Origin of the sequence: Advenella sp., from assembly GCF_052108595.1 — a bacterium.
Classification (GTDB): domain Bacteria; phylum Pseudomonadota; class Gammaproteobacteria; order Burkholderiales; family Burkholderiaceae_B; genus Advenella.
This window is the reverse complement of the sequence record NZ_JBQEAU010000003.1, coordinates 39634-52740: the sequence shown is the minus strand read 5'-3', so window position 1 is coordinate 52740 and position 13107 is coordinate 39634. Positions and strand designations below refer to the sequence as shown.

Sequence of the window (13107 nt, the reverse complement as noted above, 5' to 3'; positions counted from 1 at the left end):
TTATCGATTCTTTATTATCGTCAAATGGAATGAGATAGAGTCATGACTTTCAAACAGCTGGAGGCATTCTTCTGGGTCGTACAGTTGGGTGGATTCGCACACGCCGCAAACAAGCTCGCGACGACGCAGTCCGCTGTGTCCAAGCGCGTGCAGGAACTCGAGGAAACTGTTAAAACGCAGCTCTTCGACCGCTCGCAAAGAACTGCGCGCTTGACCGAGAAAGGTGAAGAAATGTTCTTTATCGCCAAGCGCTTTCTACGCCAGCGCGAGGAAGCACTTGAGCAGTTCGAACGCCCCGAGGTAGTGGAGCGTCGTCTGCGTATTGGCATGACCGAGCTTCCCGCTATGACATGGCTCCCGCGACTGGTCAACGCGGTGCAGAGCCGCTACCCCAAGGCGCACTTCGAGCCAGACGTCGACGACAGTTTTAGCCTGCGCGAGAAAGTCCTGAGCGAACGTCTTGATTTAATTGTTGTGCCCGACCTCTTCGAGGATGTCCGCCTGCTAAAGACACGCATCGGTGCCGTGCGAAATGCTTGGATGTGCAAGCCGGGCCTCATAGACACGAAGTCTAAGCTTCGCGTCCACGATATTGCCCAGCGGCGCCTTCTCACTCAGGGCCAACTATCGGCGACTGGCGTTCTTTACGAAGATTGGTTCAAGGCAGCAGGGCTGGAGCCCGTCGAGCGCATCACAAGCAATAATCTCGTGGCGATTATCGGTATGACGGTCTCTGGACTTGGCGTGAGCCATCTACCCGTGCATTGCCTAAAACCGATGATCGATGCTGGTCTGCTGCAGGTATTACATGTCACGCCAGTTGTGCCCGATGTGCCTTTTGTCGCTGTTCAGCGCGCAGATCGACGAAGCACCTTGGTGACGGACCTGGTCCGGCTGGCCAGGGATTGCTGCTCATTTGACAGGCCCTTCCAGGCGGCCACTGAATCGGCTTGAAATGATCGATAACAAACAGGTTGTTCTTCCTTTTCAAAATCTTGTTACGCTCTCGCTGCATCGAAAGTGCCCTCACGCAACACCTTCATATTTGGCCTGTTCCCTCTAAAGAGGTGGTACGTTCATTGCGGACCAAGGTAACAGTTTAATTCTTCATTGCTAAAAATGTTGGCGAGCGATCAACCTTTAAATAGCCTATTTCCATGCGTCACAGCCTCGTTTGTGACAGAAAAAATGCCGAGCACCTGTGGGCAGCTTCGTCCCAACAGCTCTGACACTCGTTGTTTAACGTAGGGCTGGTGCCACCGCTCGACCGTGGCGCTGCCGATGCGGTGCGTTGTGCTCAGTTTGCGCTGACTCACTCCGCCGTCATGGGCTTCAAAATCCTCGGGCCTTCGGATTGCTGTCGGCTTTCACGATCGTGCCGTGGCCTCTTGGGCTTTCCATTCGTCCGAGGCGCTGCGTAGTGCTGAGAGCCCGCTGGCGATGGAGAATTGATCGGCGCTACCGCGACGTATACAAGCAAGCAGCCTTCGCACAGGAGCATGGGCGCCCACTAGACGAACCCGCTTGACCTCCTGACCCGATGTTAAATGAGCAAGCCGAGGAAATAGGCAGATTCCGTATCCATGGGCAACCAGAGCCCCCACTGCGCACCAATCAATAGCGTTGTGAGCTAGGCGAGGCATGAAGCCGGCGGCGGCACAGGCACTCAACAAGAGTTGGTGCTGGTCACGCTGATCTCCCGCCTGAATCCAGATTTCTTCTGCTGCATCGCTCAGGCTTACGTCATCTCGCAAAGCGAACCGATGTTGCGCAGGGACCAACAGGTCCTGAGGTTCTTCCAGAAGCACTTGCTGCTCGAACCTGCCGTCGTTCGGGGCAGGCCCGTCGGGCGTCGGGATGATTACCGCAATATCCACCTGTCCGGCGACCAGGAGTTTGAACCGATTCTCGCCTGCGTACTCTCCGAGATCAAAGGTCATACGTGGGTATTGGCGCCTGAGCTTTACCATGGCTGGAGCAATAATACTGGACAGCGCTGTGGCAATCCCGGCTATTCGCAGGTGGCCAGCCTCTCCGTCTCGGTATGCATCCAAATCTGCGCTTGTCCGTTCCCATTGCGCATATAGGATATCGGCGTGTTCAATAATGGCAAGTGCTGCGGCTGTAAGGCGGACCCTGCGCCCGTCAGGCTCGAGCAATCGTACGCCAAGGTCTTCAGCAAGGTGGCGAAGCTGCTGTGAAACGGTGGACGGCGTGAGATGCAGCGTGAGGGCAGCCGCTGTGACGGTGCCCTCGGACGCCAATACGCGCAGGGTACGAAGTCGATGATCAATCATGTAATTTTTCCACAAGGTATTGTATATAAATATTCGATATACGTACATGAATGTATGTGTAAAACTGTCTTTTTCAAAGATTCAAATCGAACATGGATTTCATTTATGATTGAGAAAATTGTCGCTGGCCTTTGGGCGGGATACGGACTCGCCGTGCCCCTGGGCGCGGTAGCGGTGCTAATGGTCGACATGACCGCACGGTCGTCTTTTCGTGTCGGTGCCGCAGCAGCAATGGGTGCCGTCACAGTAGACGGTTTATATGCCATAGCGGCGGTGACTGGTGGGAGCGCGCTTGCCATTGCCATTCAGCCTTATTCGCAACCCTTGCGGTGGATGGCCGCTATCGTCCTTATTGTGATGGCAGCCCATATTGTGATGGCTACGGTACATAAAGAGGAACGCACGTCATCTGCGGCATCGGTTCGCATAACCTGCCGGCGCGCCTATTTCACATTCTTTTGTCTGACGGCACTTAACCCCTGGCCCGCGATCTATTTTGTGTCGCTGGTCCTTGGAGAACAGGCGACGCGCGAGATGGCCCCGTCACACGCTACAGCCTATATCGCCGCGATCGTTGTTGCCTCCGCCAGTTGGCAGCTTCTTTTGGCAGGCGGAGGCGCTACACTCGGCCGTAAACTCACGAGTGACCGCGGGAGAACTGTTACGGCGTTTATCTCGGGAGGACTCATCGTTGCGCTGGCATTCAACATGGTCGTATAACGGGCTTGTGCCGAGTTCTGACCGCTTGCGCTTATGTCGCGTCAGTGAGTGCAGCGTCAACCAGACCAAAGATGGTTTGGCGCCGTGCGAGACAAATCATTTGTCCTCGTCTCTGTCCATCCTATCCAGTCGTGAAACGATAGATCATCTCGCCATCGCCCTGCATTCGCTCCAGCGTACTTACTTGAGCCGCGGCAATGGCTTTCGGCCAAAATCTTTGAGCCGGTGCGTTCAACGACATAACGCTAAGCTCCCATATGCCGGTGTGCATCAGGAAAATGTTTTTTGCAGCATTGTGTCCAATTCCACACCCCCTCGCATCGGGTACGATATAGAATTCGGCGATTGCGAAGTCGGTCCCGTTCCCAGATGGAGACCAGGTATTCACAAGAGAGAAGCCAACAATTTGGTTGCGTTGACGTATCAGATAAGGCCAGCGGCGTTCTTTGTGATCCCAATAGGTGTCAAAGTAGGGATAGGCATAGTCGACGGTGCCGTAGCGGCTTAACTCCGACAGGCAGTCGGCAAGGAGCGTCCTCAGCTGCGATTTTTCCTCAGACGATGCCAAATCTATGAGTAAGTGCATGGTGCCGCCTGGCGCTTAGTAAGCATGATACATGTGATTACGGTACATTAATCAGGAATCCCAAGTAGAATTTTCAGACACTTTGCTGGGATTTTGCTCGGATTCGAAATGACTTGCCGCGAACTGAACTTCATGCGCCGACGCACAGATTTTGATCTCGTCGCCAAGCGACCATTCAGCCGCCCGCGCCGCCATCGCTGCAGGCACGCCCTCTGATCCTGGACCGGCGGGAACGTCGTAAGTTGCATGCGCATCGTGCGGCAGCAGAACGCCATAACCATGTTCCATGGCTGCCCGCGCGGTCGCCGCAACGCACATTTCCGAAAGCAAGCCGCATATCGCGACCGTTCGTATGTCCAGACCGGTGAGGATGGCATGTAGGCTCGTTCCGTCAAACCCGTTATCGTTTTTCTTCCGCACGATCTTGTCGCCAGGTTGCGGAGGGAACAATAGCGCCCATCCTGGTTGGTACGGCTCATCGACGGCGCCGGCCGGACCATCATTCTGGAGGAAGATCACGGGCGCGTTGGCGGACCTGGCCTGGCTAAGCACATAGCCGACCATAGAAATGAGCTGCTTATGTTCCGGCACAGCTTCAGGTCCAGAAACGAAAGCGTTCTGAACATCGACTACGATCAAAGCATCAACTGTATCGGTCGAGATCGGGCTGGAAATCTTCATGCGTGTCGTAAAAAATCGCAGACTTTACACTGCGCAAAAGTCAGCGCTATTTGTCCTTGTCCGTAAGGTGGTCGTACAACGGACGTTTCTTCCGTCTCGTCTCGGCAAGCCGCAAACACTTGCCTCAACTAAAAGTCGTTCGTCGCATTTGAATAGTACTAGATTTCTTGCAATGAGAGCCCCCTAACGTTACAGATCTCGCGTTAGACTGCTGACTCCGTCCTTCAGCTCCCACAGATCCCGCAATTCCCGGATGCATGCCAATTTCGGTAAGCAGCGCTTCCGCCGCGTCGATAAGTGCAGCCTTCCAGTGTGGCGAGTCTTGCGCATCCAGCGACCCGTCTGCATCGCGAGGGGCGAGTCGCGCTTTGGCGAGCCAGCGTGATTTTGCTATGGTTGCCATTTCGTGTCCCTTTGGCCAAGTTCAAGCACTTCGCCCGGGATCCGTTTTTCCAGGGACAAAGTCACCTTTTGGGCATCTGGATTCAGTGGTTGAGCGGCGTGTTTGGCGCGTATCTCGATCCTCGAGCTGGGCATCCAAGGCTTGGTTGCCGTGGCTACCGTACAGAGTGATGGTATCTCATGCGCTAAGCCGCATATGCAGCAACGGATAAGGCTTGCCCTGACCGTCAAGGGGGGAACGCCCAATCACCGCAAAGCCCAGATGCTCATAAAACCCCAGCGCCTGCTCGTTCTGCTCATTTACATCCACCCTTGTGGCACCTCGAGCGCTTATCGCATGCCGGGCAAGCGACGCCCCGATGCCTTTGCCGCGCGCTTCCGGCGCAACGAACAGCATCTCAATATTGCCATCGCTCACGCCGCAAAACCCCAATAGTTCCCCCTCGCCGTTCCTGGCAACGCTCAGGTCAACGGCCTTGAAATACTGATTCAGGATAAGCGGCTTCAGTTCAACGAGGTCGCGCTCGGCCAAAAAATTGTGCGTCGCCCGGACCGAGGACTCCCAGATTTCGATAAGCTGCTGATGCTCTTTGTTTCCTGCACTCTCGATCTTCATTACTTGAACCCTTGATTAACCAGATTTTCAGAATACCCTTGCTTTGCGGCCCCTGTCAAAAAATCATGAGTTAAGTTCGTCCACTTGACTCAGGCTCAAGCGAAATAGCCTTATTTGAGGGCTGACGATTGGCGCGTTGACTCAACCAGATGCTGCCAATGATGAACACAAGACCGGCGATCTGAAGCAAGGTCAGTGTTTGGTCGAGAAAGAGCCATCCAAGCAATACAGCGGTTAACGGACTAAGGAAAAGGAGTGATGACACCACAAACCTTGAGAAAAGGTATTGACAACAAAACAGCCATCAAATATAGTTAAGTCACTTACTTAACTATATGAGGTATGCAATGCTACGAACGGGTGAAGAATATTTAAAATCATTACGCGACGGACGGCGAGTTTATATTGGAGGCGAGCTTGTCACTGACGTAACGAAACATCCCGCATTTCGCAATGCCGCTGGCACATATGCCAAACTTTTTGATTACAAGCGAACAACGCCAGGAATGTCTTTTGAAGAGAATGGTCAGAGATATAGCTTCTACTACATGCAGCCCCGAAATATCGAAGACCTGAAGTTCCGGAGCAACGGGCACAAGTTACTGGCGGATTTCAGCTATGGATTATTGGGCCGTTCGCCTGACCATGTTTCGTCCTTCGTCACGGGGATGACTCTGAAGCCTGATATTTTTGACCTTTCAGACCACGGGTTTCGACAAAACATTGAAGCTTATTATCGTTACCTTCGCGATAATGATCTGTATGTAACATACGCGGTTCATCCTCCCGCTGGCGCCAAAAACTGGAGCTCTGATGCTAAGGAACATTTATTTGACTCCCCATCATTGCAGGTAATCGCGTCCGATGAGTCTGGGGTAACCATCCATGGCATGAAAATGCTCGCGACAGGTGGCGCCTTTGTCGACGAAGTCTGGATTGGTAACCTATCAGCTCTAGCTCCAGGTCGAGAAAAGGAGGCAATAACATGTGCACTGCCTGTCGCTACACCGGGGATTAGCCTATGGTCCCGAAAGTCCATGGAGGCGATGGCGGAAAGCGCATTTGATAACCCTTTGTCATCCCGCTTCGACGAATCGGACATGATGCTGTTCTGCGATCAAGTAAAGGTTCCTTGGAACCGTATCTTCACCCTGGGTCATATAGAGCTAAGTAGGTCCATATACGTTGATACCGCGGGTCATTGTTTCGGTAACCATCAATCGAACGTCAGATTTTGGTCGAAGTTGCAATTCATCCTCGGGCTTGCGAACAAAATTTGTCAATCGGGTGGCGTCCGCAACATTCCCGCCGTCCAAGATACGTTAGGTCGCCTTGCTGCGTATGAAGCTAGTCTCGCCGCAATGATAGCGGGGCAAATCCTCGCATTTGAAGAGATTGGCGAAGGACTTGTGTTGCCCAATCGTAGATACATGTACGCAACCTTGAATTGGTGCCAAGAAAACTACGTCTCGTTGTGCACCGCGGTACGGGAGCTCATGGGTGGCTCCGTTTTCCAAATGCCCGCGAACGTTTCGGTAATACATGATGAGTCTCTGAATGCCATCTTTGAAGAGTTTTGGTCCACAGACCATGAAACCGCGTTAGACCGTATGAAGCTTTACAAGCTAGCGTGGGACATGCTCGGCTCTGAATTTGCAAGCCGCCATCTCCAATATGAGAACTTCTACGCCGGCCCATCGTTTGTCGTACGAGCTTATAGCCTCCGACAAGCTCCCTGGAAGAAGTTCGACGCAATAGTCGAAGACTTCATGGCGACATATGACCATACCACTTCTTTGAATCCATTAGAAATAGTTGAACCCGCTAATACTGGCGGTTTGACACCCAGAGGAATTACGAGATGAATATTAAACGGCCTTGGGATGACTTGATTACAAATGCTGATAAAGCTGCATATGCCACCGCAGGATTTGGCGGCTCCGGCGGAATGGGAAAGCATCCGGCACTTCTCATTATCGATATGCAATACAGAACGACGGGCACAGCTCGTGTCCCAATTGCGGAAGCGATGAAAGAGTTTCCCACATCATGTGGCGACGCCGCCTGGGCTGCTGCTGATCAGGTTAAGCCATTGTTATCCCTGTTTCGGAGTAAGAACTGGCCCGTCCTTTATCCGCACGTTGCGCCAAAGAAATTATACGACAGAGGTCGATTGACGGAAAAAGTCCCGACCATGATGGATATACCGCTTCGTGGCTATGAGTTCTTTGGCGATCTGGCTCCAATAGAGGGAGACATTCTAATTCCGAAACATCATCCCAGCGCCTTCTTCGGCACGTCCTTGGCCAGCCATCTGGTGAATTTAGGTGTCGACACTTTACTCATGGTTGGCTGCACGACTTCTGGATGTATACGCGCCAGCGTCGTAGATGGCTTCTCCTATAACTACCACGTAATTGTTCCTGAAGATTGCGTCTATGACAGAGGAGAGGTGTCCCATGTCGTCAATCTCTTCGATATGTCCCAAAAGTATGCTGAGGTACTTCCGGCGAACGAGCTCTTAAAACGTTTGCGAGAAATATCCGTATCTCCCAAATGAAACTGATAATTAACTAGGAGCAATCATGAAAAAATTTGATACAAAACTAGACCGCTATCCATATTCTGCTATCGTCGATCGACCGACTTACGATTGGGAAAATGGCACAAGACTTGCCGTCTACTTCGCACTGAATATTGAAGCCTTTGAATTTGGTCTGAATCCCGGAAACGACTTTACCTCGTCCCCTTCAGCGCCCTACCATCGAGGTTATGCCTATCGTGATTATGGAAACCGGGTAGGGGTCTGGCGCATTAAAAAACTCTTTGACGACCTGGAAATACCGCTGGCTATCCTCGCCAACTCATCCGTGTATGACGTTTACCCCCGAGTTCTTGATGCATTTCGTGAACGTGGAGATGAATTCGTAGGACACGGTCGAACCAACTCAGAACGGCAGATCGATATGTCGGAAACACAGGAGCGAGAAATGATCGTTCAGGTTGTCAATCAAATGAATTCAGCGGAGGGTGTGGCTCCCAAGGGCTGGCTCGGACCTTTTATTTCGCAAAGCGCCAATACGCCCGAACTACTGAAGGAACTGGGCTTTACATACATGCTCGACTGGTTTTTTGATGAACAGCCGATGTGGTTCAAGACCGGTAAGGGACCGATTTTGGCGGTTCCGTATCCGTCGATGGAATTAAATGACCTTCCCGCATATATCAATAGGGGTTCCAGCGACACCGACTTCACCCGAATGATGATAAATGCATTTGATGAACAGCTACACGAATCAAAATCATTCCCTATGGTTTACTGCGTGTCGTTACATACGTTCATGACTGGGCATCCACATCGCATCCACCAGCTAAGGACAGTGCTGGAACACATCAATAATAATCGCGATTCGATATGGCTTACCACTCCAGGTGAAATCGCGCAATACGTGAGCGATCTTCCTAAAGGTACCGTACCTGGTGATGGGAGATAACAAATGCATGTCATTGATACTGCGCAAAACATAAGTCGCCATCCCGAAAGAGAGTACAGCAAGCAGGGGCTGTTTGGTATTGCAGTGCCACAGGCCAATCCAATTGTCGAACCGGAGATTTCCGCATTGATGCCTGATCAGATCGGTGTACTGACAACGCGACTCCAAGGAAGCCGAGTCGATTCAAAAAGCAGACTGGTGGATTACATGCACAATCTTGCCGCGAGTCTGAACGCATTCGACACCGCCAAGCTCGATGTGGTCGGTTACGCATGCACAGGAAGTACCTACCTTTTGGGGCGGGATGAGGAGCGGCGTCGAATAGATGAGTTTTCACGGCAGTACGGATACCCTATCATCACTTCTGCAGAAGCCATTCTCTCTGCACTGAAACATCTCGGAGTTTCAAAAATTGCATTAATCGCGCCATACCCCCAATGGTTGGTTGACATTAGCCATGCACATTGGGAAAAGTGCGGGCTCACGGTCATTGGCTCTGTACGAACAATGCTCGAGGCGGAAGATACGCGTAATGTTTATAAATTGAATACCGAAATGATTCTGGAAGCGACAAATTCTCTAGCGACAAACAGAGCGGACGCAATTCTTTTGTCAGGCACGGGAATGCCCACGCTGCGCGCGATTCCAGCCATCGCTGAACTGTCAGGCAAACCTGTCATCTCATCGAATCTTTGCCTTGCATGGGCAATGCTTGAGATAGCCTGCTCCCCGTACCCTCGTCCGCGGACGGAAGCCGGAGAAACACTGATTGGTGGCTGGAGCGAGCGAACGTCGTTGCTGTAGCAACTCATTTGCAATATCGAGGAACTTAGACATGATTATTTCAGACACTGTTTCAAAGCCGCGAGCGCCGTTCAAACCCAACGACACGGAATCTCTGCTGAATCAGGAACAACAAAAGCAGTTACGTAACACGCTAGCATCTTTTGCCACAGGGGTGACAGTTGTCACTGCATTGAACCCGGAAGGGTCACCACTTGGGGTTACCGTCAATTCTTTTGCATCGGTCTCACTTGACCCACCTCTAGTGCTATGGAGCCAGGTGAATACAGCACCCAGCCATTCAGGGTTTCTCAAAGCGAAAACGATTGTCATCAATGTTTTGTCCGCCGAGCAGCGACGCCTTGCGGCGCAATTTTCCCGGCCGGATGTCGATAAATTCGCGGGGATCAGCTACAGCCTTGCACAGTGTGGAACTCCCGTACTGGAAGACTGCGCGGCAACCTTCATCTGCGAAATTATCGATCACTACTATGGTGGGGACCATACGATTCATCTTTGCAAAATTAATTCGTTCCAAGGCCATGCTCCGCACCCTCTCATCTATTGTCGAGGTACTTATATTGAATCTGACGCATAGCAGCACGAGAAAACATTTGAATGACCTTCGGTCTATTCATTACCCATCGAGGAGACAAACATGAATTCATTGATAAAGTATTCAGTCGGCCCATTTATCATCGCGATAACAGTTGGCATGATCCCAATAACTAGCTCCGTTGCCGCCACAGAGACCTATCCCTCAAAGCCAATAGAAATCGTGGTGCCGTTTGCTGCAGGAGGAACAAACGACGTGCTTGCGCGGATAATTTCGGAAGCCCTAAGTCCGAACCTCGATCAACCAGTCATTGTATTAAACAAGCCCGGTGGAAGTGCAAGTGTGGGCAGCTCACTTGTCGCCCGCGCACCTGGGGACGGGTATACACTACTGATCGGGAGTCAAGGCAGCATCTCAGCTAATCCTTATCTAATATCCGATCTATCTTACGATCCAATGGCAGACTTCATTCCTGTCGCCCTGATCGGTACAGTTAACAACGTGCTGGTTGTGCCGACCGCGTTTCCGCCAAAAACGCTAGGTAACTTCACAAAACACGCCTTCAACAATCCCGGTGGCTTAAACTTTTCACATGCGGGTGTCGGAACATCCATGAGTCTTGCAGCAGAGCTGTACAAAATCAAATCGGGCGCCAAGATTGTTTCGGTTCCGTACAAAGGTTCCGCACCAGCGACGACCGCCGTGATTGGTGAAGAAGTTCAGGCAATGTTTGCCAACACGATTTCGGTGATTCCGCACATCCATGCAGGGAAGCTGCGCCCACTCGCTGTAACCAGTTCGACACGCGACCCCCTCTTACCTGACGTCCCTACCTTTCAAGAAGCGGGCGTGGATGGCTATGAGATGCAATCCTGGTTCGGCGTATTTTCCCCCGCCGGCACACCACCCGGCATTGTGAAAAAATTGAATGAGTCAATACGGACTGCGCTTAAGGATCCACAACGCAAAAAGCGGTTAACAGAACTGGGTGTAGATCCTGGCACCTTTACGCCAAAGGAGTTTACGGATTTCGTAAAAAATGATAATCAGAATATAGGCAAGCTAATTCGGGAAGCCGGCATTCAAATCACTCGCTAACAACACTATATTATAGAGGGCAGGACGGAAATCTGCCCTCTCTCGCATCGGTCACGACCATCATTGTTCACGTCGCTCCATCAATTATGAGCAAATAGCCATTGTGAAAGTCTACAAAGCAGCGGCGTCTTCTATTACCGCAGAAGGTAGTAATACGGCATTTGGTTTATTCGGCGACGGAATATGCACTTCCGGAACGGCTTGAACTACCTGGGCACGCTTTACCATGTCATTATTTATTTGTCAGTGTGAGACGTTGAGCAGCCCGAAGATATTGGTACTTCGCTCTCCTACTAATACCATACTCATCGGCCTGCACTGATTGTTTCTCACCAGACGCAATCCCAGGAAGCAGGACGATCACTTGTTCAGATGATATAGACTTTTGGCGGCCACGATAGGCGCCGCGTTTTGTCAGAGCAATACCCTCCCGTTGTCACTCGCGGATCAGTGCCCGCTCGAACTCGGCAAACACGCCCATCACCGATAACAATAGATTTTCCATCGGTAAATCTTCACCAGTAAAGATCAGACTTTCCTTGACATACTCAATACGCACACCACGTTTAGTTGGCAACTGGACAAGCCGGCGCAAATCGTTAAGGTTTCGCGTCAGGCGATCCATTCTATGCACTATGACCGTATCACCTTCATGCACAAACGCCAGCATTGCATCGAGCTATGGTCTATGGGTAATCTGATGCATTTGCGGATAGCATATATTTGCTATCCGCAGTTCCTTCGCATTGTTTGGCGGGCGCAGATCATCTGTCTTCCCACGAAGTAGCGCTGGCTAAACTCGGCCGCCGAGACGCTGCGTGTTTTATTTTCCGTTTGCTGAGGTCATCCCTACTTCGGCATCCTACGTTACTTCGCCCGAGGAAGTCATGCGATACCACAGAGCGGTGTTGATCGGGCCGCTCTAGGCGACCCAGGCGATACAACGTCGTTCATACCGAGAAGCATTGGTCAAGCGCTTGAGCTGATGAGCTTAGCCACTTCTTCTGGCATGTCGAGCATTACATCATGTCCACACTGCAGATGATGTGCGGACCATCGAGGATCCGATTTCGCCATATCGAAAAACGAATCAAATGCCGGTTGCTCGTAGTTGGCTGCCCTAACATATAGTTTCTTACTCACTTTATCCCGAATATCTGATAGCGTGAGGGCTTCTGTGAAAGTCTTGAGAGGTTGTGGAGTACATTGCCGATCCACCCATTCTCTGTCTGCTTCGTTAACTTGAAAAACCGCTGCTGGAATAGGCTCCAACAAGGCTGTCGGGTTATTCTTCACCATTTGTCGAGATACGTCTGATTGATCGACCAGGCTTTGTCCATTTTTGGGAAGAAAGGCGTCTAGAAACACCAGTGACTGAATTTTGTTTGCACCTATCTGCTCCGTTGCGCCCGAGATAACCATACCGCCATAGGAATGGCCAACCAAAATGAACTTATCGAGTTCTTCCCAGCGTACCAGATTCACGATATCCTGAATGTGCGTCGTCAACGTAACATTTGTGGTGAGCAAATGAGATCTATCAGCCAAGCCCGTGAGGGTCGGTGCAAAAACGCGATGACCGAGCCCGGTAAGAATGTCGGCGACACGCCGATAACACCACCCTCCATGCCAAGCTCCGTGGACGAGTAAGATATCCGGTCGCGAGAATTTTCCTCTGTCGGATACTGAAGTCGCCTGTACGCCACTTAGTGGTACTAATGACAGCGCGAGCCCGCTTCCCGTTGTCAACATCCATTCCCTTCGAGATATGATCCGTGTTTGGTCGTTTGACATGCCATCTCTTCCTAGTGTTTTTAATAATACATTCTCAGATTCATATCATAAATATATTAAGTAAGTAACTTAACTATAAT

15 protein-coding genes are annotated in these 13107 nt (G+C 51.3%); 8 read left to right on the top strand and 7 right to left on the bottom strand.

What is annotated here, in order from left to right:
* Positions 1-42: 42 nt before the first annotated feature.
* Positions 43-954, top strand: coding sequence for a LysR family transcriptional regulator (locus ACTIKR_RS01085; protein WP_193089144.1), 912 nt, complete (start codon positions 43-45; stop codon positions 952-954).
* Between the two features lie 413 nt (positions 955-1367).
* On the opposite strand, the gene ACTIKR_RS01080 is transcribed toward ACTIKR_RS01085, so the two are convergent.
* Positions 1368-2297: a LysR family transcriptional regulator gene (locus tag ACTIKR_RS01080; protein WP_193089143.1), complete on the bottom strand. Its 930-nt coding sequence runs from the start codon at positions 2295-2297 to the stop codon at positions 1368-1370.
* A gap of 105 nt (positions 2298-2402) precedes the next feature.
* Here ACTIKR_RS01080 and ACTIKR_RS01075 point away from each other — a divergent pair, with 105 nt between their 5' ends.
* On the top strand, positions 2403-3017 hold the full coding sequence (locus tag ACTIKR_RS01075) for a LysE family transporter (RefSeq protein WP_193089142.1): 615 nt from the start codon (positions 2403-2405) through the stop codon (positions 3015-3017).
* Between the two features lie 121 nt (positions 3018-3138).
* Here the strand turns inward: ACTIKR_RS01075 and ACTIKR_RS01070 are convergent, their stop codons facing one another.
* The 4 genes from ACTIKR_RS01070 to ACTIKR_RS01055 all read right to left on the bottom strand — a co-directional run bounded on the left by ACTIKR_RS01070 (position 3139) and on the right by ACTIKR_RS01055 (position 5567).
* The gene (locus ACTIKR_RS01070; protein WP_193089141.1) at positions 3139-3603 is read right to left on the bottom strand and encodes a GNAT family N-acetyltransferase; all 465 of its coding nucleotides are present in this window, start codon (positions 3601-3603) and stop codon (positions 3139-3141) included.
* Positions 3604-3654: 51 nt separating this feature from the next.
* On the bottom strand, positions 3655-4284 hold the full coding sequence (locus ACTIKR_RS01065) for a cysteine hydrolase family protein (protein WP_193089140.1): 630 nt from the start codon (positions 4282-4284) through the stop codon (positions 3655-3657).
* Positions 4285-4864: 580 nt separating this feature from the next.
* Positions 4865-5302, bottom strand: a complete 438-nt coding sequence (locus tag ACTIKR_RS01060) for an acetyltransferase (RefSeq protein WP_193089139.1) — start codon at positions 5300-5302, stop codon at positions 4865-4867.
* A 70-nt stretch (positions 5303-5372) separates the two neighbouring features.
* Positions 5373-5567, bottom strand: a complete 195-nt coding sequence (locus ACTIKR_RS01055; RefSeq protein WP_442326958.1) for an EamA family transporter — start codon at positions 5565-5567, stop codon at positions 5373-5375.
* A gap of 82 nt (positions 5568-5649) precedes the next feature.
* Between ACTIKR_RS01055 and ACTIKR_RS01050 the strand changes: the two genes are divergently transcribed.
* The 6 genes from ACTIKR_RS01050 to ACTIKR_RS01025 are packed head-to-tail and all read left to right on the top strand — an operon-like array spanning position 5650 to position 11233.
* Positions 5650-7167, top strand: coding sequence for a 4-hydroxyphenylacetate 3-hydroxylase family protein (locus ACTIKR_RS01050; protein ID WP_193089138.1), 1518 nt, complete (start codon positions 5650-5652; stop codon positions 7165-7167).
* The gene (locus ACTIKR_RS01045; protein ID WP_193089137.1) at positions 7164-7862 is read left to right on the top strand and encodes an isochorismatase family protein; all 699 of its coding nucleotides are present in this window, start codon (positions 7164-7166) and stop codon (positions 7860-7862) included. The genes ACTIKR_RS01050 and ACTIKR_RS01045 overlap by 4 nt, the downstream gene beginning before the upstream one ends.
* A gap of 25 nt (positions 7863-7887) precedes the next feature.
* On the top strand, positions 7888-8796 hold the full coding sequence (locus ACTIKR_RS01040; RefSeq protein ID WP_193089136.1) for a polysaccharide deacetylase family protein: 909 nt from the start codon (positions 7888-7890) through the stop codon (positions 8794-8796).
* A gap of 3 nt (positions 8797-8799) precedes the next feature.
* Positions 8800-9600 (top strand): maleate cis-trans isomerase family protein, encoded by an 801-nt coding sequence (locus ACTIKR_RS01035; protein WP_193089135.1) that lies wholly within the window; start codon positions 8800-8802, stop codon positions 9598-9600.
* A 31-nt stretch (positions 9601-9631) separates the two neighbouring features.
* Complete coding sequence (locus tag ACTIKR_RS01030) at positions 9632-10177, top strand: flavin reductase family protein (protein ID WP_193089134.1); 546 nt, start codon at positions 9632-9634, stop codon at positions 10175-10177.
* A 60-nt stretch (positions 10178-10237) separates the two neighbouring features.
* Positions 10238-11233, top strand: coding sequence for a Bug family tripartite tricarboxylate transporter substrate binding protein (locus ACTIKR_RS01025; protein WP_193089133.1), 996 nt, complete (start codon positions 10238-10240; stop codon positions 11231-11233).
* A 436-nt stretch (positions 11234-11669) separates the two neighbouring features.
* Here the strand turns inward: ACTIKR_RS01025 and ACTIKR_RS01020 are convergent, their stop codons facing one another.
* Both ACTIKR_RS01020 and ACTIKR_RS01015 read right to left on the bottom strand, forming a co-directional pair.
* Entirely contained in the window at positions 11670-11903 is a 234-nt protein-coding gene (locus ACTIKR_RS01020; protein ID WP_442326957.1) for a recombinase family protein, read from the bottom strand.
* A gap of 299 nt (positions 11904-12202) precedes the next feature.
* Entirely contained in the window at positions 12203-13027 is an 825-nt protein-coding gene (locus tag ACTIKR_RS01015) for an alpha/beta fold hydrolase (protein ID WP_193089132.1), read from the bottom strand.
* Between the last annotated feature and the right edge of the window lie 80 nt (positions 13028-13107).

What these genes read in the sequence shown, in the direction of transcription:
- ACTIKR_RS01020 (WP_442326957.1), bottom strand. Translation starts at nt 11,903, where the DNA reads ATGCTGGCGTTTGTGCATGAAGGTGATACGGTCATAGTGCATAGAATG.
- ACTIKR_RS01060 (WP_193089139.1), bottom strand. Translation starts at nt 5,302, where the DNA reads ATGAAGATCGAGAGTGCAGGAAACAAAGAGCATCAGCAGCTTATCGAA.
- ACTIKR_RS01015 (WP_193089132.1), bottom strand. Translation starts at nt 13,027, where the DNA reads ATGTCAAACGACCAAACACGGATCATATCTCGAAGGGAATGGATGTTG.
- ACTIKR_RS01050 (WP_193089138.1), top strand. Translation starts at nt 5,650, where the DNA reads ATGCTACGAACGGGTGAAGAATATTTAAAATCATTACGCGACGGACGG.
- ACTIKR_RS01025 (WP_193089133.1), top strand. Translation starts at nt 10,238, where the DNA reads ATGAATTCATTGATAAAGTATTCAGTCGGCCCATTTATCATCGCGATA.
- ACTIKR_RS01035 (WP_193089135.1), top strand. Translation starts at nt 8,800, where the DNA reads ATGCATGTCATTGATACTGCGCAAAACATAAGTCGCCATCCCGAAAGA.
- ACTIKR_RS01075 (WP_193089142.1), top strand. Translation starts at nt 2,403, where the DNA reads ATGATTGAGAAAATTGTCGCTGGCCTTTGGGCGGGATACGGACTCGCC.
- ACTIKR_RS01070 (WP_193089141.1), bottom strand. Translation starts at nt 3,603, where the DNA reads ATGCACTTACTCATAGATTTGGCATCGTCTGAGGAAAAATCGCAGCTG.
- ACTIKR_RS01045 (WP_193089137.1), top strand. Translation starts at nt 7,164, where the DNA reads ATGAATATTAAACGGCCTTGGGATGACTTGATTACAAATGCTGATAAA.
- ACTIKR_RS01030 (WP_193089134.1), top strand. Translation starts at nt 9,632, where the DNA reads ATGATTATTTCAGACACTGTTTCAAAGCCGCGAGCGCCGTTCAAACCC.
- ACTIKR_RS01040 (WP_193089136.1), top strand. Translation starts at nt 7,888, where the DNA reads ATGAAAAAATTTGATACAAAACTAGACCGCTATCCATATTCTGCTATC.
- ACTIKR_RS01080 (WP_193089143.1), bottom strand. Translation starts at nt 2,297, where the DNA reads ATGATTGATCATCGACTTCGTACCCTGCGCGTATTGGCGTCCGAGGGC.
- ACTIKR_RS01085 (WP_193089144.1), top strand. Translation starts at nt 43, where the DNA reads ATGACTTTCAAACAGCTGGAGGCATTCTTCTGGGTCGTACAGTTGGGT.
- ACTIKR_RS01065 (WP_193089140.1), bottom strand. Translation starts at nt 4,284, where the DNA reads ATGAAGATTTCCAGCCCGATCTCGACCGATACAGTTGATGCTTTGATC.